We start from the raw sequence: 23,578 nt of genomic DNA on the forward strand, positions 1-23,578 counted from the left end.
AAATATTATATTTTTTGGGCTGAAATAGGCGTGCGGCAAATTTCGGTCGGATCGAATTATGATTAGGAAAACTGCATAAAAAAGCCCGTTCGATTGCAACCTACAAAGTATGAATGCGAAATGATCAGAAGAAAAACGATTGATGGAGGGTTATATATGCGGCGCGGATTAATCGCTTTATTGTTCGTACTGGGGGTCGGCACCCTTCTTTACCCGCTATGGGGTCCCGTAACCTTTAAAACGACCGAACCGGATACTTCGCCGAAGGAAGAAATGCGCATGAAACTTGAAACGCTGCAAAACGATGCGGCGATGACCGAGCGGTTATGCCGGCTCGACTGCGGCAATCATATGCGAATGATGCTGACCGAATTGGATAAAGCGTCTCCGGAAAAAATAAAAACGTACGTGGACGGACTGCAGAAAGACCACAAGCATCTCTCTTATATATTATGGATGGATCGGAAAACCGGGCAGGAAAAAGAATTCGGAGCTTTGCCGGCAAAGTGGACCGACAAATCGCGGCAAACGATCCATGAACATGTCGTTGCGGCCAAACAAAACGTAGCCGGCCGCAAGCCGTACGAATCCCCGTCCATTACCCTAGAAGGGAAACGTTACCTCGTGCTTGGCATGCCGTCCGACGGCGACGGAGAGCGCGGCGTTGTTGCCGTGATCAGTCAAAATGTCGTGCAGCATGTAACCAACCACCAACGCCGGAATTTGCGGCTCGTACCGTTTCCTAGCGAGTCGAGGTACCGGACCGAATCGGTCGATGCGGATACGATGCGGGACACTACCGTCAAAGACGGCGAGGATAACGGCAATGCAAGCCATTATTATAAACGCGAGCTGGTCGTCCGCTTCCAGCAAGACCCGACGGCGGAGCAGATGGAACAGATCCGGTCGGATATCGATTGCGAGCATGAGCGCAAAGTGGGGAACACCTATATTTTCAAATCCAGAAGCATGAGCGTCAAGCAATTGGAGCAATACTTCCAGCGCTGGAATCCGCTTTATGTCGAACCTCATTACTTATATTTGACCAATGAGGCTCCGCCCGCTCAAGCCCCCGCCGTCCCGGCGCCTGCCAATCCGGCACCAGCCGATCCCTTGCCTGCCGACCCGCAGGCGGCCGAAATTCCGAACGATACGCTGTATCAGCAGTATCAATGGAATTTGCCGATGATCGAGACGAATAAAGGCTGGTCGATTTCGAAAGGCAGCAACGATGTCATTGTAGCCGTCGTCGATACCGGAGTGGATTTGACCCATTCGGATTTGAAAGGACAATTGCTTGACGGGTACAACGTCATCGATCCTTCCAAACCTCCGCAGGACGATGTCGGACACGGCACGCATGTCGCCGGCATTATAGCCGCCTTGGTCAACAACAATGAAGGCGTCGCGGGCATGACCTGGTACAACAAAATATTGCCGGTCAAAGTGCTGGACAGTTCAGGCGCCGGCACATCGTACTCGGTGGCGGAAGGCATTATTTGGGCGACGGATCACGGCGCCAAAGTGATCAATTTAAGTCTCGGCAACTATGCGGAAGCCCAATTTTTGCACGATGCGATCAAGTACGCTTTCGATCGCGACGTGGTGCTCATCGCCGCCACAGGCAACGACAATACGGATCGTCCCGGTTATCCGGCAGCCTATCCCGAAGTGTTCGCCGTTTCGGCAACGGATTATAACCGGAAGAAGGCGTCATTCTCCAATTACGGCAATTATATCGACGTCGTAGCTCCGGGCGCCACCATTGCCAGCACCTATTTGGACAATCAATACGCAGCGCTGTCCGGCACCTCGATGGCCAGCCCGCATGTCGCTGCGCTCGCGGCTTTAATCCGTTCGAAAAATCCGGCGTTAACCAATACGGAAGTGATGGATATTATGCGAAGAACGTCCATCGATCTGGGAAATCCCGGCCGGGACGAAATATTCGGCTATGGACAGGTGGATGTCATTAAAGCGCTCCGCGAAGCGGATCAAGGACGGCAATCGTTAAATTTCTTCCCGCAGCTAATGCGCCGCCGTCTCGAAGAAACGATGCGCAAGTTTGGGCAATAAAATAACGAAGGCAGCTCGGAACGATTCTCCGTGCTGCCTTATTCCTGTTTATGAAATGCCGGCCGCAATAGCGATAACCAATACGATTAAAATTTTTTTCGCGATCTTTTTCATCGCTTTTCACCCGGGATAGACTTTCCGGCGCCCTTCGGTTCTTGCCGTTTTGCTTAAATACAGTTGAGAATCGGCGGCAAATACTTGTGACAACATCATACATACTTCTCCCGCGAACATCAAACCCGCTAACAGAACAAACATCAAGCCATAGGCGTACATAAACATGTTGAGTAAAATAGCGTTCCTATCGCTATGATGGTCACCAAAACAACAACCCACCCAATTTTCTTTGCAAACTTATTCACGCGAATCCCCCTATTACCCAATATTATCCTATATAAGGAAATTATAAACGCAATTTCTCTTTGAATACCAACTAACCGAACTTCACAGAAGCCTCTGCTTTTCATTGGTACCGTGCCGTTTGTGGAAATCCCTTTCTTTCAGGAGAAAGTTTACGAATTTACGCCCTTTGTCGAAATCCCGTTCGCTCAGAGCCACGTTTGCGCCGTTTGTAGAAATCCCTTTGACTCAGAACCATGCTTAGCGCCTCATCTTAATTCCGTTCACTCTGACCGCGGAAGGTTAAAAATGTAAGAACCTCATTGCCAAACCGACGCCCCGGGACAAGCAACGAGAATGCTTGAATGTTCAAATATGATTTGCGAAATCGGCTCTCTGAACGAGAGGGATACCGACAGAAGGCACCTCTCTGAACAAAGGGGATATCGACAGAAGGCACGAGAAACGTCGTTACAAAAGGATTGGATGCCCGATATTTATGGGAAAACATCCATTTGACCAATGGGACGAATCTCTTCAGGGCGCGCAACGGGCTTTGATGGGTGATTAGAGTTAATCTCAAAATATCGCCGGCGGCTGACGACCCATCGAGCGCGCTAACGAAACGTGTACACGCTAATCGCTTGTAAATCTCCATGTTGCAATGTCTAACGAAACTCAAACACGCTAATGAGGGGGAAAAGGCAAAAAAACCGCCGATTTCCAATGAATAACGATTTGTACATTCGTTAGAATGACGCCGTCTTCATTTTGAGCCCAATAAGGATTGTCAGTTTCGTTTAGCGCCAAACAAGAAGTACTGCGCGGATCGCCTTCGAAATAGGGAGGTACCGCCTTCTATATGCGCAATAAAGCCTTTACATCAACGGTGGCGGATTATGAAATCGACTCCATTCGCAGCTTTTCTAATAAAGGGAGCTTCATTGGCTCTACATTGGTATGGCGCGAATATGATTGATTGCAAAAAAAAATGACATCTGGACTGCGATCAGCCCGAAATGTCATTTCGATTATGTATAAGGAAAAAAGTTGCAGTTTGGAAAGTTTGCCATAAGCCGGGTTCTGTACTTGTAGTGGTCTGAACGGGAACTACCCTCCCACGTCAAGCGACAATCATCTATCTAGACCGCGCATTGCTGCACGGTTCCAGCGACCAACCCGAACGCGCCTCGGGCAAAGGCTGCGGCTCGAAGCCGCTCGCGTTCCATTAGGTCTTGCTCCGGATGGGGTTTACCAGGAACGAAGTCGCCAGCGTTCCTCGTGGTCTCTTACACCACGGTTCCACCCTTGCCTGTGCCGCGCAAGCGGCCATCGGCGGTCCATTTCTGTGGCACTATCCTTCAGCTCGCGCTGACTGGACGTTATCCAGCATCCTGCCCTTCGGAGCCCGGACTTTCCTCTCGTGACCGAAGTCACCAGCGATTGTCTGTCAAACTTTCCGACAACATTAGATAGTATACTAGCATTCGCCGCAAATCACAATATTAAACGACTAGAAGACGAAGCTTTTTTTTCCAACAATGCGAACATTAAACGAATCGGAACGGTTCCGTATGAATGCGGGATGCGAACACTTTCGTCTCGTATTTATCCTTCTCCAGCTTGCGCTGCAGCATCTCCGCCACGGCCGGCTTAACGATCTTCTCGATATTATGGCCCGGGTCGATCAAGGCGATGCCGTCGGCGAGCGCGTCATGCGCCGTATGATAATCGATATCGCCGGTCACAAGCACATCCGCCCCGTGAAACAATGCATGTTTGACATAGCGCGCGCCGGAACCGCCGAGCACGGCAGCTTTGCGGATTTCGCGCTGCAAGTCGCCCACTGCGCGAACGACAGGCACGTCAAATTTCTCTTTCACGCGTTCGATCATCTGCTGCAGCGTAATGGGTTCCTCAAGCTTTCCGACGCGTCCCAGCCCGAAGGAACGGCCTTTCAAATCGACCGGATACAAATCGTACGCCACCTCTTCATACGGATGGGCTTTCAGCATCGCTTGCATCACTTGTTTGCGCATGCTATGCGGCACGATCGTCTCGATACGGACTTCCGGCACCCGTTCCAGCCGGCCTTGGCTGCCGATGAACGGATCGGTGCCTTCCTGCGGCTTGAACGTACCGAAGCCGTTTATATTAAAGCTGCAATGCGAATAATTGCCGATCCAGCCCGCTCCGGCATCGAGAACCGCTTGCAACACCGGTTCGTGATGCGCTTCCGGCACGAAAACGACCAGCTTGAACAATTGGTCGGTATGAATCTCTTCCAAGCAAATTCCATCGCGAATTCCTAGCGCTTCAGCCATCAGATCGTTGACTCCGCCTTCCGCCACGTCCAAATTCGTATGCGCAATATAAACGGCGATGTCGTTCTTGATCAGCTTCTCATACAATTTCCCCATCGGCGTATCGGTATTCAATTGCTTCACCGGGCGGTATATGATCGCATGATGCGCAATGATTAAATCGACTTCCCGCTCAATCGCCTCCTCCACGACCTCTTCCGTTACGTCCAGCGCGATCAGCACATTCCGAATCTCTTTGCGCAGCGTCCCGAGCTGCAAGCCGATCCTGTCGTCCGGCACCGCATAATGTTTCGGGGCAATCTGCTCCATGTATTGGATTACGGTTTGTCCTTTTGCAAACATTGCAATACCTCCTCGATTTCCTTCATTTTATGCCTGAATTCCCGTTCCTTGCTTCGGGATTCCTCCGTTTCCGAACGCTGAAGCGTACGGCAAATATGCTGCAGCTTATCCAGCTCCTGATGCCATTTGCTCACAAACGCTTCGTCCCCTTGCCGAAGCAAGTAGGGGCCCATATATAGCAAACGCTCGCGCGTCATGGAAATGCCGCATTCCGGCAGCGGATTCGCGCCATATAACTCGGCATTTTGCCGCTGCGCGTCCGCCGCGCGAACCGCGGTCAATATTTCGTATATTTTGCCGTCTTCCTCCAATATCTCCTCGTCGAGCAGAAACCAATCGTGATCGAGCAACCAGCGGCGAACGAGATCTTCCCCAACGTTCGGCTGCAATACGAGCCGCCCGACGCCTTCCAGCTTTTGCGGCTCCGCCGACAATATTTTCACGATCAAAGCGCCGCCCATGCCCGCGATTGTCACGACATCCACTTCGTTCGGCTCGATGACGGCAAGCCCGTCCCCTTTGCGGACGGAAATTTGCCGTTCCAACCCTTCCGCTCCGACTTGTTTCCGCGCCGCTTCCAGCGGACCGTCATTCACTTCGCCGGCAATCGCCGCAGGCACCGTACCGTTTCCAACGAGATAGGCCGGCAGCAGCGCATGATCGGAACCGATGTCGGCCAATCTGCTCCCCTGCGGCACCTTTTGGGCGATTTTCAGTAATCTTGCAGACAATTTCGTTATTTTCATATGTTACAATACCCACTCAATCCATTTTTTTCGTAATATAAAGAGCGCAACGGCCGCCAAACCCATTTTCGCAAACAAAGCCCATTGCAATAGCGCGACTGTCGCATCGTAAAAGATCATCTGACCGACTTCCGGCATAAACCATAGCAACGCACCGACCAGGAAAAAAACGGCGCCAACCGTCTTGTTCCGCCTGCGAAGCAACCAGCTCAACCAAAGAAACGCAACGCTTGCCGGCAGCCAGTACAACTGCAGCTCCAAGCCGCTCGCATTCGGCAGCGTTTGAGACAAAAATCCGGCATACAACAGAACGAGCCCGCACCAACCGCAAAAATGAAGCATCCCGAAACGCAAAAGGTATCCCGCGACGATCCATACGATGCTGCAAAGCGCTATATGGAGGACGATCCAATGATTCCCGTCGATGGCGTGCAAACGCAGCAAATAGATTCCGATAAACAACATGAATATGCTGCCGGCTCCGATCGCGAGCAGCCCGAAGACTTGGCTTTTGCGGCGCGCGATCGCTCCCGCCCCGTAGCAGAGCGCAACAAAAATTGTGGAGGTCAAAATTTGCAATCCGGGATGAAAAGCATTAAAATGAAGTACAACAATGTAAAACAAGGAAATAATTGCAAATCCGAACAACCAGTAGATCCAATTTCCTTGTTTCACGGCGGTAGCGGCGAAAGAGGAAAACGAACGGTTCGCAGGCTTTTGTTCCGTATACAGATTAAGCAAAAAATCGCAATACTGCTCCGGCAGCAATCTGCTGCTTCGCCAATGTTCGATTTCTTTCACGATAATTTTCCGTTTTTCCTGATCCACTGGCCCGTTCGCCTCCCTTTGATTACCGGGTTAACCGCCCTGTTAAGAAAAAGACCTTGCTGCATGGCGCAGAAGGTCAGCATAACGCATTATTCGAGAAAATCTTTGAGTCGCTTGCTGCGGCTCGGGTGGCGCAGCTTGCGCAGCGCCTTCGCTTCGATTTGCCGGATACGCTCCCGGGTAACGCCAAATACTTTGCCGACTTCCTCAAGCGTTCTCGTTCGTCCGTCGTCAAGTCCGAATCGCAAGCGCAGAACATTCTCTTCGCGTTCCGTAAGCGTATCGAGGACGTCTTCCAATTGTTCTTTCAACAATTCGTACGCCGCCGCGTCCGCCGGGGCCAGCGCTTCCTGGTCTTCGATGAAATCGCCCAAATGGGAATCGTCTTCCTCGCCGATCGGCGTCTCAAGCGATACCGGCTCTTGTGCAATTTTCATAATTTCACGAACTTTATCCGTGCTTAATTCCATCTCGGCCGCAATCTCTTCCGGCGTAGGTTCGCGCCCCAATTCTTGGAGCAATTGTCGGGAAACGCGAATCAGTTTGTTGATCGTCTCAACCATGTGTACAGGAATGCGGATGGTGCGCGCTTGATCTGCGATCGCGCGGGTAATCGCCTGTCTAATCCACCATGTCGCATAAGTACTGAACTTAAAGCCTTTGTCATAGTCGAATTTTTCTACGGCTTTAATTAAACCCATATTCCCTTCCTGGATCAAATCCAGGAACAACATGCCCCGCCCGACATAACGTTTCGCAATGCTGACGACAAGCCGCAAGTTCGCTTCCGCCAATCTTCGCTTCGCCTCTTCGTCTCCGTTCTCAATCCGTTTGGCCAGTTCCACCTCATCATCGGCCGAAAGCAGCGGTACCCGGCCAATTTCCTTCAAGTACATACGAACCGGATCGTTAATTTTAATACCCGGAGGCAGCGCCAGATCGTCGTCGAAGTTGAAATCGTCGTGTTCGCGTTCGTCGCTGTTATCGCGCATTGTCAACTCTTCGTCACTGTCGCCCAGCACTTCAATGCCCAAATCGCTTAATTGTTCGAAGAAGTCGTCCATTTGCTCCGGGTCTTGGTCAAAGGTCGACATTTTCTCCATAATTTCTTTGTAGCTTAACGAAGATCTCTTTTTGCCTAATTCAATCAACTGTTCCTTTACTTGCTCTAATGTCAATTCTGTTTCTAGTTCAGTATGTTGATCATTCGCCATATTTCGACTCCCTCCTCCCTAGAAACTGCGATCATAACTTCATTTCAGGTCTCTCTCTAGGGCAATAATCTCACTTGCAATTTGTGCAGCGCGCACAGAATCTCCGGACCGCTGCGCATGCAGCATTTCTTCTTTTTTGCGTTCGATGTCCGCTAGCTTCGGTACTTTTCCAATTTCCCGAATGTAATCGTCCAACATTTGAGCGTTAAACTCAATTCGCAGATCGGTCATGGAAATGGAACTGGCGACCTTTTCCAATCGATCGTCCATCAAAGAGGAAATGAATCTGCTGATGTCCGGTTCTTTGCCTTGCGCGTAATATGCATATAGATAAGCAGCGAGTGCTGCATGATCTTCCACGTTGAATCGATCTCCGAGACGATCTTGTACGTAACGAGCCACCTCGGCGTCCTGAAACATGAGGGCGAGTAAACTGCGCTCGGCATTATGGTAAGCAGGAAGCAAATGGGGAGGGGTTGCTCGTTTTTCATTCATAACATTATTCCACAAATTGTCTTTATTATCCCCAGCTTGCCTTAATTTTTGCAAAGATAGACGCAGTTCGTTGCATTCTTGCTTCAACGTTTCGTACTCGATCTTGAATTCGTGAGACAGTTCCTTTAAATACACTTCGCGTTCCGTAGGAGAGCTTATCTCGGCTATGACCTTAACCGCATCCTTGACGTAACGGATTTTGCCTTCTTCTTCTAGCAGTATATGGTTTTTTTTCAGATATATAAGCTTAAATTTCGTGACTGATACTGCCGATTCGATGATTTGACTCCGGAAACGTTCCTTGCCGTATGTTTTGACGTACTCGTCGGGATCCATCCGGTCGGGAAGCAGCGCGACCCGAACGTCCAGTCCGGCCTTTTCAAGCAGCGGTACAGCTTTCATCGCCGCGGCTTTGCCCGCTTCGTCTCCGTCGTAACATATAATCGCGCGTTCGGCCTGCTGTTTCAGAAATCGGACGTGCTCCTCCGTCAGCGCCGTTCCCATTGAAGCGACTCCGTTCGTTACGCCCGCATCCCAGGCTTGTATCACATCGACATAGCCTTCGAACAGGACGACCTCGCGCGATTTGCGAATGGACGCCTTCGCTTGATGGAAATGGTACAAACTGCGGCTTTTATTGAACAACTGCGTCTCCGGCGAATTCAAATACTTCGGTTGTCCTTCGCCCATCAATCTGCCCGCGAACGCAATCACCTTGCCGTGTTGATCCCAGATCGGGAAGATAATGCGATCCCGAAACCGATCGATATATCCCGTTCCGTCGGTGCGTTGCGAGAGCAATCCGCCTTTCTCCATCAGGGCGAGATCGAACTCGCGCTTCGTCAAAAACTGGGTCAGCGTATCCCAACGGTTCGGCGCATACCCGATCTGAAACTGGTTGATCAGCTTGTCGGTAATTCCTCTTGCCCGCAAATAGTCCATAGCCGGCCGGCCGTGATCGGTATTGTTAAGCAGGAAATGATACAGTTTGGCCGACCATTCATGAGCTTGCAGCAATATATCGCGCATTTGATTGCGGGGAGAACGATGATCCGATAATTCCCATGAAACCGGGATGTCGGCTTCCTCCGCCATCCATTTGACGGCTTCGGGGAACGAATATCCTTCGATATCCATTAGAAAGCGGATAACGTTACCGCCTTTGCCGCATCCGTAGCAATGAAAAATTTGTTTTTCCGGCGTTACGGTAAACGACGGCGTCTTCTCCGAATGAAAAGGACATAGTCCTTTCATATACTTGCCTTGCTTGGTCAGATGAACGTATTTGCTTACCGTATCCACAATGTCATGCCTTGCGATGACCGCGGCAATGACCTCGTCCGGAATGTTGCCGTGTCCGGTACTCATCCCTACCACCTTCATCTCTTTAAGACACGCACGTATTACTATTCGCTACAGGACAACATTCTCCTGCAAATTCTTTAAAACTTTTGTCAGCTTATGTTGAAAATAATGTCGATCCTCATCCGTAAACGGCCTGGGCCCTTTCGAATGCTTGCCGCCCCGCCTTTGTTTCGCCTGATGATGCCGGCGATCCAGCAAAAAATCGATCGTTTCGTCCGTATAGCGCTGACCGCGCGGTGATAAAACGATCGCGCGCTTTGCTAGCCCGATCGTCGCGAGGCCAAAGTCTTGTGTAACCAGCACATCCCCCGCGCGAATATGATTCGCGATGTACAAATCCGCCGACTGATCCGATCGGTCCACCTGCACGACTCGAACGCCGGCTTCTTCCGGCAAACGATGATCGAAGGAAGCGACCATCAGTACGCCGACGGAGAACGATCTGGCGACGGACACGATCTCTTGCTTTACGGGACAAGCATCGGCATCTACAATGATTTGGTAATTTGGCGCATGGATGAGGAATCACCCGCTTTTATAAAAATCTACCGTAATATTATATACGATGAAGATTTGAAAAATCCTGCTTGAAGGTAGCGAAGAATTGACGGCAATCGACGATTTGTTATTGCCGCCGACCCTTTCATTACCAAACGAGCTTGGAAAAATCGGCAAAAGTTTGCAGATCGGCCGCAATGCCGGCCAATGTTGCAAGACGATTCGCGCGAACCGCTTCGTTCTCGTCCATGACCATGACATGATCGAAATATTCGGTGATCGGTTGCTTCAAACTGCTTAATTCGGCCAACGCCTTCCCGATATCGCCTGCCGCCAGCGCCTCTTTGTAACGGGATCGTACATCGATCGCCTTTTCATACAACCGCTTCTCCGCCGCATGTGCGAACAAGGCCGGATTCGCCTCCGCCGCGCCGGTAGATTTGGCGGCCAAATTGTTCACGCGATTGAACGAATCCACAATCGTTTTAAAATCGGATTGTCCCGTTACGGCTTGCATCAAGTACTGTCCGCGCAATACCGTTTGCGCAATATCGTCGAATCCTGCCGCCATGACCGCGTCGACAACATCATAGCGCACCGTGTCGGATAGAACGTTCTTCACCCGCAGGCCGAAGAAGTCGTATAAATCTTTACGCACTTCGTCCGCGGAACGTTTCAGCAATCCGCTCGCTTCATGCACTTGCAATGCCAGCTCGAACAGTTCGGACAACAGGCATGCCATTTTCCGATCCAACATGATCTGCACGATGCCTGCGGCTTGGCGGCGCAATGCGTACGGATCTTGCGAACCGGTCGGAATCATGCCGAGCGAGAAGCAACCGACAATCGTATCGATTTTATCGCCGATGCTGACGATGGCTCCTGTGAGCGACGCCGGCGTGCCGTCCGCGGCAAAACGCGGTTGATAATGCTCGAATATGGCGCGCGCGACCTGTTCCGGTTCGCCGGCCTTGCGGGCGTAATCTTCTCCCATGACGCCTTGCAGTTCCGGAAATTCGTATACCATTTGCGTGACAAGGTCGAACTTGCAAATATCCGCCGTCCGCGACACGTAGCGAGCCGTCTCTTCATCCGCATGCAGCATTCCGGCCAGACGATCCGCGATGGCGCGAATGCGTCTCACTTTATCGCCGATCGTACCCAATTCTTCATGGAAAACGATCGAATCCAGCTTCGCCAAGGCGTCGGCGATCGCCAATTTCTGATCTTCCTCATAGAAAAATTTCGCGTCGGACAGACGGGCGCGCAGCACCTTCTCGTTCCCTTTCGCCACAAGATCGAGCGACTTCGCGTCCCCGTTACGTACGGTGACGAAATACGGCAAGAGCTTCCCGCCATCGTCCAACACAGGGAAATACCTTTGATGCTCGCGCATCGAAGTAATAAGCACCTCTTGCGGAATATGCAGGAACGCAGGATCGAACGTACCGAACAATACAGTCGGGTATTCGACGAGGAATAGCACTTCTTCAAGCAAATCGTCCTTAACGGCGATTTTCCACCCCTTGTCCTCGGACAATGCCGTAATTTGGCCGACGATCAGCCGCTCGCGTTCTTCGACGTCCGCGATCACGAACTGCTCGCGCAATCGCTCGACATATTCGGACGGCTGCGCGATAGCCGTTTCGCCGCCCAAAAAACGATGGCCGCGCGTCACGTTGCCGGAGCGCACGCCGCAAATTTCCATCGGCACAACCTGATCGCCGAATAAAGAAACGATCCAGCGGATCGGACGAACGAACTTGAATTCATATCCGCCCCAACGCATATTTTTCGGAAAATTCATCGCCGTTATGATCTGCATCAAACCGTCGGACAGCGCCGAGAACGTTTCCGTTCCGATACTGCTCTTATTCGCGTAGATATATTCAACGCCGCCCAATTCTTTAAAGTAAAACTGTTCCGGGTCGACGCCTTGGCTGCGCGCGAAGCCTAACGCCGCTTTGCTCCAGCCGCCGTTTTCGTCCAGCGCGATTTTCTTGGAAGGGCCTTTTACTTCTTCCTGCACGTCTTGCTGCTTCTCCGCCACGCCGCCAACCAACACCGCGATGCGCCGCGGCGCCGCATAGGCTTGTACTTGTTCGAATTCGATACGGGAATCGTTCAGCCATTTCGCAGTCCGTTCCTTCAACTGCTCCATCGCCTGGCGAATGAAGCGGGCCGGAATTTCCTCCATACCGAGTTCCAGCAATAAATCTTTAGCCATGCTGCTCCACTCCTTTCTTCAGCATCGGGAAGCCGAGCTTTTCGCGCTCCGCCAAATAAGTCGCCGCCACTTGGCGCGCCATGTTGCGGACCCGCGCGATATAGCCCGTTCGTTCGGTAACGCTGATCGCTCCGCGCGCATCGAGCAAATTGAACGTATGCGAGCATTTCAGCACATAGTCGTATGCCGGATAGACAAGATTTTGCTCCATCGTTTTTCTCGCTTCTTCTTCATACGTATTGAACAATTCAAATAACTTTTTCACGTCGGACGTCTCGAACGTATACTTGGAATGCTCATATTCGGCTTGCAAGAATACATCCCCATACGTGACGCCTTCCACCCATTCAAGATCAAATACGTTTTCTTTCTCCTGAATATAAGAGGCGAGGCGCTCCAATCCATACGTTATTTCAACGGCGACCGGATTCGTCTCGATCCCTCCGACCTGCTGGAAGTACGTAAATTGCGTAATTTCCATGCCGTCAAGCCATACTTCCCATCCGAGTCCCCATGCTCCGAGCCCCGGATGCTCCCAGTTATCCTCAACAAAGCGAATATCGTGCCGCAGCGGATCGATGCCGAGCCGTTTCAAGCTTTCCAAGTACATTTCTTGGATATTGTCCGGGGAAGGTTTCATGATGACTTGGAACTGATGATGCTGGTACAGCCGGTTCGGATTCTCGCCGTACCGCCCGTCGGCCGGTCTCCGCGAAGGCTCCACATAAGCCACATTCCAAGGTTCGGGACCGATCGATCGCAGGAACGTCATCGGATTGAGCGTCCCCGCTCCTTTCTCGACATCGTAAGGCTGTACGATGACACAGTTTTGTTCCGCCCAAAAATGTTGCAGCGTCAAAATGATTTGTTGAAAATTCATTGACACGTTGCGCAGCTCCTTTACTTTTGAAATTGAAATAAACCTTCCTACCTGAAAAACGCTGCGGGAAATATTTATAAGCGTGTTCAAATAGTGTTCGAAAAGTCAACTCCTCTATACGACAAAAAAACTCCCGCCCTACGCCTGCCGTACAGACGTAGGGACGAGAGATATGTTCCCGCGGTTCCACCCTACTTGACCTGCTTAAAACGACCCCCGTCTCAAGCTTGATCCTCTTTTTCCATCATTGTGGCTGTCGCAATGGAGTGCCGTTTCATCGATCGGTTCGTCCGGGCTCCCACCATCCCCGTTCGCTGCATCGAAACATAATCGATTACTTTCTCCATACCACGTATATTCCTGATTGGTTTAAAACTTTATATATTATATCGTTACCCGGCCTAGAAAGCAACATCAAATTGCAAGCTTCCTTCCGGTGCATTCAAATATCGTATTTATCCATTTGGTCGAGAAAATTTCGCGATTTCAGACGCAAGCCCAAATGCATATCCATCAGTTCCCGCATGCATTGCTTCATCTGCGTCTTCGTCTCTTCTTTGACGCTAATATTGCCCAATCTGCGAAGATCCAGCTTCTCAAATATGCGCAGCAGCTTGAGCGTTCCTTCCGAAACGGCAATCGCCGCGGGATCTTTCGCGCGGCAATACAGGCAGAGCGTTCCTCCGAGCCGCGGACTTAAAAGAAACGGCTGATCCTCCCGGCCGCAATTGACGCATGAATGAAGCTCGGGACCGTATCCGGACGCCTGCAATATTTTCATCTCGAACAGATGCACCGTTACTTGCGGATCTTTCCCTTCCGACAACGCGGCCAAACATGCCTTGAGCTGTTCGAATAAAAAGCTGCCGACATCCGTATCCTGCAGCCCTCGGTCTAGCAATTCGGCGACATAAGAAGCGTAGGCGGCCAAATGAAGCTGTTCACGCAAAAGATGGTGAGATTCGAAAATCTCACCCTGATTCAACGTGCCGAGCTGTCCTGTTTTGAAAAAAACATATTCTCCGTAAGTAAACAATTGCGTCATGGCCGCATGCCTGCTTTTTACTTTTTTGGCTCCCCTGACCAGCACGCCTACTTTTCCGTTCGTTTTTGTGCAAAGCGTAATGATTTTGTTCCCTTCGCCGTAGTCCATGCTGCGGATGACAATCCCTTCCACCCTGTATAGCACGCCTCTTCCCCCATCAACTCCATAAAATACCGGTCATTCTGCCGTCTCATCGGGTACCTGTTCCATATTGCTCTCTAATGATTCGGCATCGTCTCTTCCGTTCATTTCTTTGTACAGCATATAAGCATCGACATCGCCCGTTCTCGCAAAGTAATTCCATACAAAATCCCGCATAGGTATTCATCCCTTCCATTGATCATGAGAAATGAATTCAATAGTTAGGATGTGCGAATTCAGGCAACCTATCCCTCACAATAACTGGAATGACGATTATTCGTCGTGCCGAAAACCGAGATCTTTCAAAATGCGTTCTTGGTTGCGCCAATCCTTTTTCACTTTGACCCACAACTCAAGATAAATGCGCGAACCTAGCAAATTTTCGATATCTTGCCGGGCAAGCTTGCCGACTTCCTTCAGCAGCGCTCCCCGCTTCCCGATGACGATTCCTTTCTGCGAATCGCGCTCCACGAATATAACCGCTGAAATGTATACGACGCCATTATCCTGAACCCGCATATCCTCGATCGTAACGGCGATGGAATGGGGCACTTCTTCGCGGGTCAAATGCAAAATTTTCTCGCGGATCAGTTCGGCGCAAACAAATTGCTCCGGATGATCCGTTACTTGATCCTCCGGGTAGTATTGCGGGCCTTCGGGCAAATATTTCGTAATTTGTTCCAGCAGAGCGCCCACATTATTGCCGTTCAATGCGGAGATCGGCACGATTTCCGCAAAGTCGTGCAATTGTTTATATTGATCGATAACCGGCAGCAATTGCTCCGGATGGACTTGATCGATTTTGTTAAGCACCAAAATAACAGGGGTGGAAACGGTTTTGAGCTGTTCGATAATAAACCGGTCGCCTCCGCCGAGTCCTTCCGCCACATCGACCAGCATGAGAACCGCCTCGACCTCGTTCAGCGTATTCAGAGCCACCTGGTTCATATAATCGCCAAGCTTCGATTGGCGTTTATGAATGCCCGGCGTATCCAAAAAGACGATTTGCGACGTTTCCGTCGTATAGACGCCATGGATTTTGTTGCGCGTCGTTTGCGGCTTGTCCGACATAATCGCGATTTTCTGTCCGATCACTTGATTCATCAGTGTCGATTTGCCGACGTTCGGACGCCCGATAATCGCGACGAAACCGGATCTAAACGATTTTGATTGTTGCACGTTCTGCAGTTGCCTCCTCTGTTCTACCCTTTTAAGCTCGTCTTGTCAAATGCTCCGGGCAACAACTCGCCGACCGTCATTTGAACGATATCTCCCTTCAGATTGCCCATAATGACCGGCATATCTCTCGGGCATAGCTCGACCATCACTTGGCGGCATACGCCGCACGGCGCGATCGGCCCGTCGGTATCGCCGATGACGGCGATCGCCTTGAAGCTTCCCGGGCGATGGCCGTCCGCAATCGCGCGGAATACAGCCGTCCGTTCCGCGCAGTTTGTAGGGCCGTAAGCGGCATTTTCAATATTGCAGCCGTAATGGATATTGCCGTCTTCATCTACGAGCGCGGCCCCCACCTGAAAATTCGAATAGGGCACGTAAGCGCGGCTGCGCGCTTTCGCCGCTTCTTCCATCAATTTTTTCGCGTCGAACATGTACATCATCCTCCTAATAAAGAGATAACCGGTTTCGTAAAAATGACGCCCGCCGCAATGACAGCGAACAGCACGGTCAGCAATACCGCGCCGGCAGCGACGTCTTTGGCCGCTTTGGCAAGCGGATGCGGCTCATGCACCTGCAGATCGACCGCTCTTTCGATGGCGGTATTGATCATTTCCGCGGTCATGACGAGAGCGATTGCCAGCAGCAGGAACAGCCATTCCACCGCCGATACGCGAAAATAGGCGGCGGCGGCAATGACAGCGACGGACGCCGCGCCGTGAACTTTCATATTACGCTCATGCCGGAATGCGTATCCGATGCCGAGAAACGCGACTTTGAACGTATCAAACCAGGAACGGCGGCCAGACATTACCGGGTCAGCCCGACTTTCGCCAAAGCCGCTTCCTGCTTGTCCATCATCGTTCGTTCGCTTTGTTCGTCTTGATGGTCGTAACCGAGCAAATGCAAAAAACCGTGTACGAACAAAAAGCCGATTTCCCGTTCGATGGAATGCCCGTATTCTTCGCTCTGCGCTTTGGCGCGCGTCACAGAAATGATGATATCGCCGAGCATCTCTCCCAAGGGCGCAAGCTCGTCTTCGCTTTCGACCTCGTAAATAATGTCCGGCTCCTCATCCAGCGATTCGTTCATCGCAAAGGATAACACGTCCGTAGGGCGGTCGATGCCGCGATATTCCCGATTCAGTTGATGAATTTGCTCGTCGTCGACGAACGTCAGATCGACCAGCCCTTCTTCGATCCCTTCCGCTTCCGCTGCATGCTGCAGCGCGGTTTGCAGCTTTTCGATCAACGAATCCGGTATATCCATTTCTTCTTGTTCGTTATTCCATTCCAACTGTAAACTCAAGATTCATCGGCTCCTTTAGCCTTAAGCTTCACTTCTTCCGGATATTCGATCCGGGAATGAAAAATTCCCATGACGGTTTCTTTCAACGATTTGGCGACGACATCCAATTCTTTCATCGTCAGATCGCATTCGTTATATTGTTGATCTTCCAGCCGGTCTTTAATAATTTTGCTGATCATCGACTCGATTTGGTCCACTGTCGGGTTGCGCAAGCTTCGTACCGCCGCCTCGACGCAGTCCGCAATGCCGACGATCGCCGCTTCTTTCGATTGCGCCTTGGGGCCCGGATAGCGGTAGTCGTCCTCCGTGAAATCCGGCTCGATTCCTTGCTCTTCCGCCTGTTTCAGCGCTTTATAGTAAAAGTATTTCAGAAACGTCGTGCCATGATGCTGTTCGGCAATGTCGCGGATCGGTTTCGGAATTTTGTAATCCTTCAACATCTCTACGCCGTCCCGAGGATGGGCGACGATGATCGATTTGCTTAATTGCGGCTCGATCGAGTCATGCGGATTTTCGATATTTGTTTGATTTTCGATAAAATAGCTCGGCCGCTTCGTCTTGCCGATATCGTGATAGAACGACCCGACGCGGCATAGCAATCCGTCGGCTCCGATCGCCTCCGCCGCCGCTTCGGACAAATTGCCGACCATCACGCTATGGTGGTACGTTCCCGGCGTCTCCGTCAGCAGCTTGCGCAGCAGCGGATGGTTCGGGTTGGCCAGTTCGACCAGTTTGAGCGCCGACAGAATGCCGAACGTAATCTCGAAGAAAGGCATGAGACCGAGCACCAGCACAGCGGTCAACAGCCCGCTGACGAACGCATAGCCCGCCGCATACAGCGTCTCGATTTTGCCGAGAGGTTCTCCGTTCAGCATGACCAGCGTCACGACCGCCAAAGCGCCGAATAAGCAGGCCATAATTCCGGCCTTCAAAATCATCGAGCGCTGGCTCGCCTTATGAATGACGAAGATGGAGGCGAAGCAGACCACGACGGCGACAAATCCGAACTGGAAGTCGAAAATGCCGCCTTGCTGAACGTTTAGAATGATGCTGGCCAAAATGCCGAAAATAATGGCGCAGACAAAGGCCAGCGACATGTCGAGCAGCAGCGTCACAAGCATAACTCCCATAGCGACGGGAGCCAAATAGCCGATATAGGGCGCTTCCTCGGTTTGCACGAATCCGACGATATGCATCGCTACGATGTTTAACAAGAAAATCAGCACGAGCATCAACAACTGCGCGTTATGATATTTAAATACTGTTCCTGCGCTTGTATAACGGATATACATATATAACGCCAGCGAGAATAAAGCGGACATTAGCGTAACGCCGAGCTGCGGCCAATAATTGACATCGCTCTTCAGCAGCTCGAGTTCGTTCAACAGCGCGTACGTCTCCTGCGTAATGACTTCGCCTTTGTGAACGAGAACGTCGCCTTGCTTAATATAGACGGGCGGCGTATTCTCACGCGCTTGAACCTTCGCTTCCTTCGTCGCCTCTTCGTCGTAGAACTTGTTCGCCGTAATGACGAACCGCGCCAGCTCCTGAACGACCTCGCGCGTCGCGCGCTTTGTAAGCGAGCTTGTATTAACCGCTTCCGCCACTTTCGAGCGCGCCGTATGCGCATCCAGCACTTGGTCGTTCATCAGCTTGGAAACGATATCGATGGCCACCGGTTTTAACTGCGAAATGTCGTCTTGCGTTAAACGGGCGATTTTAATAAACGTCTCTTCCGGAATTTGATACGATTGCTCCGTAACTTTCTGCCGCATCTCATCCAGCAATTTGTCCGGATATTTGTTGCGGTTTACGGAAATGAAATTCGTTATGAATTGTTCGACTCTTCCGGGAATATCTTTACGATATATTTCCACTTTTTCCGAAAACGAAATGGAGTCGTCCTGATTTAACGTTTCAATACGCGTAATAATCGTGTCGAGCAAATTGTCGTTTCGCAGCGAGACAAACGTATAAATCGGCTGAATTCGTTCCGCCGCCTCTTCTTGCGCCTTCAGCGTCGCTTTATTGTTCGGAATTTGCGCCGGGGCCAATATTTGCTTATCGCTCGGCATTCCGACTTTTATGTCGTATTTTTCCGGCACCAAATTCGGGGCGAGACTCACGTAAAAGACTAAAGTTAAAAACAAAAACAGAAGAAAGCGCGCCATCGCGCTATACTTCCATCCTGTCATCCGATATTGAAGTGTATTTCCCTTCTTGGGAGAGTCGTGTTGGAACATAGAGAACAGCCCTCTCTATCCATGTTTTTCGGAATCCTTCTCATAAGCGACTATAATTTTCTGTACTAAAGAATGTCGAACAACATCCTGCTCCGCAAATTGCACGAATCCGATCTCTTCGATTTCGTGAAGAATCGTCCTCGCCTCGACCAGTCCCGATTTTTTGCCCTTGGGCAAATCGATTTGCGTAACGTCGCCCGTTATGACCATTTTAGAACCGAATCCTAAACGAGTCAAAAACATTTTCATTTGCTCGGGCGTCGTATTTTGCGCTTCGTCCAAAATGATAAACGAATCGTCCAGAGTACGGCCGCGCATATAGGCAAGCGGCGCAATTTCGATCAAGCCCCTCTCCAGCGCCTTCGCCACTTGATCCGGCCCCATAACGTCGTACAGAGCGTCGTACAGCGGGCGCAGATACGGATCGACCTTCTCCTGCAAATCGCCGGGAAGAAAGCCTAGATTCTCTCCTGCTTCCACGGCCGGCCGCGTCAGCACAATCCGCTTGACCGAGCCTTCCTTCAAAGCGGCGACGGCAAGAACGACCGCCAAATACGTTTTCCCCGTTCCCGCGGGACCGATGCCGAAGACGATGTCTTTCTTGCGAATCGTGGAAACGTAGTGGCGCTGGCCGATCGTTTTGACACGAATCGGCTTGCCGCGAAACGTTGTCGTAATTTCACCTTTGAATAAATCCAATAATTGATCGGCTTTCAACTCTTTCGCCAAATCCGAGGCGTATAAAACGTCTCTTTCCGTAAGAATATAGCCGTTGCGAATTAACTGCAGCAGCACTTCGAACAGTTGGCGCAGCGATTCGACTTGCATTTTCGGACCTTGAATGACGATTTCCTCTTCGCGTGAACCGATCTTCGCTTCGATCTGGCTTTCGATCAAACGCAAAAACTTGTCCTGCGGGCCGAAAAGCGAAAGCCCTTCCGCCGGACTTTGCAGCGGGATTTTTACCGTATTCGTTTCTGACAAAAAACCTCAGTCTCCTTAACAATGATTGTCATTAATCCTGAACTAACGGGAGCTCTTCCGCAATCGCCTGCTCCACTTCAAAAAGTACGTTCATATAAACTTTACCATTGTCCGTCTTTTGATGCAAAATTTTTTCCGCTTCTATTTTAGCATCCGCACCGTTTTTTCGCGATATATCGGCTCTTGCCAGTTCCAGACCGACGTTTTTCGCTTCCTCTTCGCTCAGCGGCTGCTCTACGTACCGAACCTCCATTATTTTTTCGGTCATGATGCCGAACGGAAGCGTCCTGTTGCCAACCCGGGCTTGTTCCCGTTCGGCCACCGTCTCGAATTGCTCGAAAGGAAGTTGGCCGTATCCCGATATTTGCACGGCACGGTTGCCGACCACGATATACTTCCGTTCCCGCCATTCGCCGGTATACGTTTTTTGCTTGCGGACGAGCGGGGAAGCAATATTGTATTCATGCCATACGAGCCCTCGTACGCTGCCTTTCGCTACGACCGTCCGCTGATAGCCCGCTTCGCCGATAATTCCGGATATAAGCACGCTTCCTTTTTTGACGCGGCTATGTTTGCCGACTACCGCTTGGCCTTGCTCGGCATAAATATGCGTAACGACCGCATCCGCTTTGGATACGAGATGACGCGGATTGAGCAACGGTCGCCGCTCGGGCTTGGTCGATTCCACGATCTGTATCGAGATGGTCGTCCCTTTTTTCTCCACGCCGACCCATGACGTATCGGGCAAACGCCGCGCCAGCGATTTCGAAAGCGTTTCCTGGCTATCCAGCCGAAAAGTCCATTGGAAAGGATAGATGCCTTCCTCGCGCGCGGCTTGCAAAATTTCTTCCTTCGGAATGTTGACATTGCCGCTCACCTCTATATCCCATACAAGCGAGGAGAGCAAGTACAATCCGGCCATAAAAAGAAGCCCGCCTGCGATTAAAGCCTTCCTTTTGCCAAGTTTGTCCAACAGAAACGGAAAACCGACACGCTCCTCTACATGGATTCGACAGCTTGTCTGCTTTAAAAGCGGACGCAACTTAAAAAAATCGCGCAGCAGTACATTCATCGAAGCGGCTTGGTCCGAAATGCGGCGGATATTCCAGATCTCTATTTGTTTAAACGTTGCCTCGTTGACGAAAGTTTCAAGATTTTCGCCGCGGACGGCAATCGTTACATAACCGCGAAATTTCGCCAATGTCGGTGAGTTCATTTCGCTTCCCCCGTTCCATAATATCGAATATTCGTGATTTTGCCTTCAACGAACACTTCTTCCGCAAGAATAGAGCGAATCACCAGATCGCTCCCTTGGATTTCCACTTCTCCGGTAGTCAGGGTCAGCCTTAATTGTTCGCTGGAAAAATGGCGCACACCGCGATGGTTTTCGATATACAGCTGCATGTTGCCGATCATCGTGAACCGCGGCAAATCGAAGACGACGTCTTGCGGCAAATCGAGCAGCTCTGCGGTCATTTTCCGTAATTTGCGAGCGATACGGCGCATATTCGCGTAAGACCTCCCCTGTAGCAATACATTATGTACTTTACAAAATATGCTTGGAGTATTTGATTTATGAAGCTTTCGTCGTTTTGGCGGAAGCTTCGCCCGCAGCCGCGGCGCTTGACGGCATTCCATGTTGTTGGTGCTCAGGTGCTAATTTTGCTCGGCTGCCGCTCGTTTGCCGTCGCCGTCGTCGCGAAAACGGCTTATCCCCCGTTCCCTCGCCGATGTAACTGCAAAAATCCATTTACATAAGCCGATTTAGATGAAATTCGCCTGAGTAACTGCAATTTTCCATTTATTTCTGCCAAAATGACAATAAAATCGCATAAATGAAAAAATTAGATGGATATTTGCAGTTGCTGCGTACTAAAAACGATTTTCACACCCAAATTACTGGATTTTTGCAGTTACTCAATTGATTCCCGATATAAACGGCGACGATGGCGATCCTGCAACCGAGTCATTAAATCACCGCTTCGCCCGCTTCGTTTACCACATCCGCATAGCATAGCTCCTTCTACGCTTTTCTCTTCACCGCTTCTTCTACATCCGCATCCTTCCTTCGACGCCTTTCTCTTCGTCGTACTCTCGCGCCGTCACCACTCCCACTCCTGCCAGTTCGTCCGGGCTAATCCGTAATTGAAAATACGCAGCCCTTTCCCGCTCGGAAGCGGCTTCAGCCAGCCTTTCTTGCAAAGCTCGTCCAAATGTCGGACCGCTGTCCGGTGATCCACTCCCAGATGGTTCTCCACATCCTTAGGGCGAATGGGACGCGCCAGCTCGAATGCGAGCAAAACGATTTCTTTGCCGGCGCGGTCGGCGAGAACGTCGGAAGCTTGCAAGGTTTGATAGCGCGAGAGCAGCATACGCAGCAGCGTCATGCATAGCTCGGGACGATCCGCCACATCGTCGTAAGAGAAGGAAATGACGCGGAATCCCATCGTTTGCAGGAACGTCTCCCGGTTCAATTCGTCGCAATAACGCTTTCGATCCATATCGCGCACATGGGGACCGAAGCCTTTGATCTCGAAAATGATTTTCGTATGATGCGGCAGCCAGGCGAAATCGGCGAAATAAGACCTCCCCCGCCAATCCAGCACTTCGTATTCGGGATGCAAATGATCGAAATGTCCGACGAGGGGCCACCATACATGGAGCAGAAACGATAGTTTCCCATGGCGATGTCCGCGTTCCAGCCTTCCTTTCCGTTCCCCCGCCCTCCGATCGAGATGGGAGCGAATCCAAGCGGCATGGGCAATTTCAAAATCCATAAATAAACACCTCCGTTACAATAAAAAAACGCCCTAATCCATCAAAAACGATGGTAGGACGTTCTTCGTCACTTTACGTTATAAAATAAACTCACTTTCTTCTCGCATTGAAAGGGCGCTTGGCGCGAGGCGGGCCTAAAATTTCGGCCCATATCACTCCTTTGGCCAATTCTTCGGACGACGGAGCGATGTCGGATGGACGGACGCTCCCGGAAGTTGCCTCATGGTCAGACAACGCGGCAATAGGGCCGGACGTTCGTACCGGTTGGGACAAGATCGAAGGGCGCTCCGTCTCCAAATCTCTCGGTCTCTCGTCGCGGAAAACCGATTGCTGCCGCACCTCCGGCTCCCTCTCCCACCGATCGGGAAACGCCGATTCTCCGCCGGGACCTGCGTCATCGGACCGGTCCGGCTCCTGCATACGGCCGTTGTCTCCGCCAAAGGTGGGCATACGGTTCGTCGGTTTTCTCGATTTGTTGCTCTTCGACAACGATGCGAGCAGCGCGCCGATCAGCACGACGAACAGGTACGGATTGCTAATGATCCAATCGAGTATTTTTTCCATCGCGT

The 23,578-nt window shown here is 51.0% G+C and carries 22 protein-coding genes and 1 other RNA gene; 1 reads left to right on the plus strand and 22 read right to left on the minus strand.

Annotated features, from left to right (window positions below):
- Positions 1–156 precede the first annotated feature (156 nt).
- Positions 157–2,076 (plus strand): S8 family peptidase, encoded by a 1,920-nt coding sequence (locus LQ229_RS10285; protein ID WP_230191658.1) that lies wholly within the window; start codon positions 157–159, stop codon positions 2,074–2,076.
- A 1,396-nt stretch (positions 2,077–3,472) separates the two neighbouring features.
- Here LQ229_RS10285 and rnpB read toward each other — a convergent pair.
- The 22 genes from rnpB to LQ229_RS10390 form a co-directional block, all read right to left on the minus strand.
- Positions 3,473–3,874: RNase P RNA component class A (gene rnpB / locus LQ229_RS10290), an RNA gene on the minus strand.
- 91 nt (positions 3,875–3,965) lie between these two features.
- On the minus strand, positions 3,966–5,081 hold the full coding sequence (locus LQ229_RS10295) for a Nif3-like dinuclear metal center hexameric protein (protein WP_216536216.1): 1,116 nt from the start codon (positions 5,079–5,081) through the stop codon (positions 3,966–3,968).
- Positions 5,057–5,827, minus strand: a complete 771-nt coding sequence (locus LQ229_RS10300) for a class I SAM-dependent methyltransferase (protein ID WP_230191659.1) — start codon at positions 5,825–5,827, stop codon at positions 5,057–5,059. The genes LQ229_RS10295 and LQ229_RS10300 overlap by 25 nt, the downstream gene beginning before the upstream one ends.
- A gap of 3 nt (positions 5,828–5,830) precedes the next feature.
- Positions 5,831–6,655 carry a hypothetical protein gene (locus LQ229_RS10305; RefSeq protein WP_230191660.1) on the minus strand — a complete coding sequence of 275 codons (825 nt, stop codon included), beginning with the start codon at positions 6,653–6,655 and terminating at the stop codon, positions 5,831–5,833.
- An 89-nt stretch (positions 6,656–6,744) separates the two neighbouring features.
- Positions 6,745–7,869, minus strand: coding sequence for an RNA polymerase sigma factor RpoD (rpoD, locus tag LQ229_RS10310; protein ID WP_216536213.1), 1,125 nt, complete (start codon positions 7,867–7,869; stop codon positions 6,745–6,747).
- Positions 7,870–7,908: 39 nt separating this feature from the next.
- The gene (gene dnaG, locus LQ229_RS10315) at positions 7,909–9,732 is read right to left on the minus strand and encodes a DNA primase (RefSeq protein ID WP_230191661.1); all 1,824 of its coding nucleotides are present in this window, start codon (positions 9,730–9,732) and stop codon (positions 7,909–7,911) included.
- 45 nt (positions 9,733–9,777) lie between these two features.
- Positions 9,778–10,248, minus strand: coding sequence for a YaiI/YqxD family protein (locus LQ229_RS10320; RefSeq protein WP_216536360.1), 471 nt, complete (start codon positions 10,246–10,248; stop codon positions 9,778–9,780).
- A gap of 127 nt (positions 10,249–10,375) precedes the next feature.
- Positions 10,376–12,454: a glycine--tRNA ligase subunit beta gene (glyS, locus tag LQ229_RS10325; protein WP_230191663.1), complete on the minus strand. Its 2,079-nt coding sequence runs from the start codon at positions 12,452–12,454 to the stop codon at positions 10,376–10,378.
- Positions 12,447–13,334, minus strand: a complete 888-nt coding sequence (gene glyQ / locus LQ229_RS10330; RefSeq protein ID WP_230191685.1) for a glycine--tRNA ligase subunit alpha — start codon at positions 13,332–13,334, stop codon at positions 12,447–12,449. Before glyQ ends, glyS begins: the two co-directional genes overlap by 8 nt.
- A gap of 221 nt (positions 13,335–13,555) precedes the next feature.
- Positions 13,556–13,681 carry a hypothetical protein gene (locus tag LQ229_RS27100; protein WP_290370024.1) on the minus strand — a complete coding sequence of 42 codons (126 nt, stop codon included), beginning with the start codon at positions 13,679–13,681 and terminating at the stop codon, positions 13,556–13,558.
- A 95-nt stretch (positions 13,682–13,776) separates the two neighbouring features.
- The gene (gene recO, locus LQ229_RS10335; protein ID WP_216536210.1) at positions 13,777–14,523 is read right to left on the minus strand and encodes a DNA repair protein RecO; all 747 of its coding nucleotides are present in this window, start codon (positions 14,521–14,523) and stop codon (positions 13,777–13,779) included.
- A gap of 33 nt (positions 14,524–14,556) precedes the next feature.
- Positions 14,557–14,697, minus strand: coding sequence for a YqzL family protein (locus LQ229_RS10340; protein ID WP_216536209.1), 141 nt, complete (start codon positions 14,695–14,697; stop codon positions 14,557–14,559).
- A gap of 96 nt (positions 14,698–14,793) precedes the next feature.
- Complete coding sequence (era, locus tag LQ229_RS10345; protein WP_230191664.1) at positions 14,794–15,699, minus strand: GTPase Era; 906 nt, start codon at positions 15,697–15,699, stop codon at positions 14,794–14,796.
- A gap of 23 nt (positions 15,700–15,722) precedes the next feature.
- A complete protein-coding gene (gene cdd, locus LQ229_RS10350) occupies positions 15,723–16,136 on the minus strand; it encodes a cytidine deaminase (RefSeq protein ID WP_216536358.1) in 414 nt (137 codons plus the stop codon).
- Complete coding sequence (locus LQ229_RS10355; RefSeq protein WP_216536207.1) at positions 16,136–16,507, minus strand: diacylglycerol kinase family protein; 372 nt, start codon at positions 16,505–16,507, stop codon at positions 16,136–16,138. The genes cdd and LQ229_RS10355 overlap by 1 nt, the downstream gene beginning before the upstream one ends.
- A complete protein-coding gene (ybeY, locus tag LQ229_RS10360) occupies positions 16,507–17,004 on the minus strand; it encodes an rRNA maturation RNase YbeY (RefSeq protein ID WP_216536206.1) in 498 nt (165 codons plus the stop codon). The genes LQ229_RS10355 and ybeY overlap by 1 nt, the downstream gene beginning before the upstream one ends.
- The gene (locus LQ229_RS10365) at positions 17,001–19,199 is read right to left on the minus strand and encodes an HDIG domain-containing metalloprotein (RefSeq protein ID WP_216536357.1); all 2,199 of its coding nucleotides are present in this window, start codon (positions 19,197–19,199) and stop codon (positions 17,001–17,003) included. The genes ybeY and LQ229_RS10365 overlap by 4 nt, the downstream gene beginning before the upstream one ends.
- A gap of 63 nt (positions 19,200–19,262) precedes the next feature.
- Complete coding sequence (locus LQ229_RS10370) at positions 19,263–20,231, minus strand: PhoH family protein (protein ID WP_216536205.1); 969 nt, start codon at positions 20,229–20,231, stop codon at positions 19,263–19,265.
- 31 nt (positions 20,232–20,262) lie between these two features.
- The gene (gene yqfD / locus LQ229_RS10375; protein WP_216536204.1) at positions 20,263–21,447 is read right to left on the minus strand and encodes a sporulation protein YqfD; all 1,185 of its coding nucleotides are present in this window, start codon (positions 21,445–21,447) and stop codon (positions 20,263–20,265) included.
- The gene (gene yqfC / locus LQ229_RS10380; protein WP_216536203.1) at positions 21,444–21,737 is read right to left on the minus strand and encodes a sporulation protein YqfC; all 294 of its coding nucleotides are present in this window, start codon (positions 21,735–21,737) and stop codon (positions 21,444–21,446) included. Before yqfC ends, yqfD begins: the two co-directional genes overlap by 4 nt.
- Positions 21,738–22,333: 596 nt before the next feature.
- Positions 22,334–23,008, minus strand: a complete 675-nt coding sequence (locus LQ229_RS10385) for an endonuclease domain-containing protein (protein WP_230191665.1) — start codon at positions 23,006–23,008, stop codon at positions 22,334–22,336.
- Positions 23,009–23,099: 91 nt separating this feature from the next.
- Positions 23,100–23,573 (minus strand): hypothetical protein, encoded by a 474-nt coding sequence (locus tag LQ229_RS10390; protein ID WP_230191666.1) that lies wholly within the window; start codon positions 23,571–23,573, stop codon positions 23,100–23,102.
- Positions 23,574–23,578 lie beyond the last annotated feature (5 nt).

This window comes from Paenibacillus sp. CECT 9249 (genome assembly GCF_918697855.1).
Taxonomy (GTDB): domain Bacteria; phylum Bacillota; class Bacilli; order Paenibacillales; family Paenibacillaceae; genus MSJ-34.

Excerpts from the sequence above, each read along its gene's own strand:
- LQ229_RS10285 (WP_230191658.1), top strand. The coding sequence starts at position 157 with ATGCGGCGCGGATTAATCGCTTTATTGTTCGTACTGGGGGTCGGCACC.
- LQ229_RS10295 (WP_216536216.1), bottom strand. The coding sequence starts at position 5,081 with ATGTTTGCAAAAGGACAAACCGTAATCCAATACATGGAGCAGATTGCC.
- LQ229_RS10300 (WP_230191659.1), bottom strand. The coding sequence starts at position 5,827 with ATGAAAATAACGAAATTGTCTGCAAGATTACTGAAAATCGCCCAAAAG.
- rpoD (WP_216536213.1), bottom strand. The coding sequence starts at position 7,869 with ATGGCGAATGATCAACATACTGAACTAGAAACAGAATTGACATTAGAG.
- dnaG (WP_230191661.1), bottom strand. The coding sequence starts at position 9,732 with ATGAGTACCGGACACGGCAACATTCCGGACGAGGTCATTGCCGCGGTC.
- glyS (WP_230191663.1), bottom strand. The coding sequence starts at position 12,454 with ATGGCTAAAGATTTATTGCTGGAACTCGGTATGGAGGAAATTCCGGCC.
- glyQ (WP_230191685.1), bottom strand. The coding sequence starts at position 13,334 with ATGAATTTTCAACAAATCATTTTGACGCTGCAACATTTTTGGGCGGAA.
- LQ229_RS27100 (WP_290370024.1), bottom strand. The coding sequence starts at position 13,681 with ATGGAGAAAGTAATCGATTATGTTTCGATGCAGCGAACGGGGATGGTG.
- LQ229_RS10340 (WP_216536209.1), bottom strand. The coding sequence starts at position 14,697 with ATGCGGGATTTTGTATGGAATTACTTTGCGAGAACGGGCGATGTCGAT.
- cdd (WP_216536358.1), bottom strand. The coding sequence starts at position 16,136 with ATGTACATGTTCGACGCGAAAAAATTGATGGAAGAAGCGGCGAAAGCG.
- LQ229_RS10355 (WP_216536207.1), bottom strand. The coding sequence starts at position 16,507 with ATGTCTGGCCGCCGTTCCTGGTTTGATACGTTCAAAGTCGCGTTTCTC.
- LQ229_RS10365 (WP_216536357.1), bottom strand. The coding sequence starts at position 19,199 with ATGACAGGATGGAAGTATAGCGCGATGGCGCGCTTTCTTCTGTTTTTG.
- yqfD (WP_216536204.1), bottom strand. The coding sequence starts at position 21,447 with ATGAACTCACCGACATTGGCGAAATTTCGCGGTTATGTAACGATTGCC.
- yqfC (WP_216536203.1), bottom strand. The coding sequence starts at position 21,737 with ATGCGCCGTATCGCTCGCAAATTACGGAAAATGACCGCAGAGCTGCTC.
- LQ229_RS10385 (WP_230191665.1), bottom strand. The coding sequence starts at position 23,008 with ATGGATTTTGAAATTGCCCATGCCGCTTGGATTCGCTCCCATCTCGAT.
- LQ229_RS10390 (WP_230191666.1), bottom strand. The coding sequence starts at position 23,573 with ATGGAAAAAATACTCGATTGGATCATTAGCAATCCGTACCTGTTCGTC.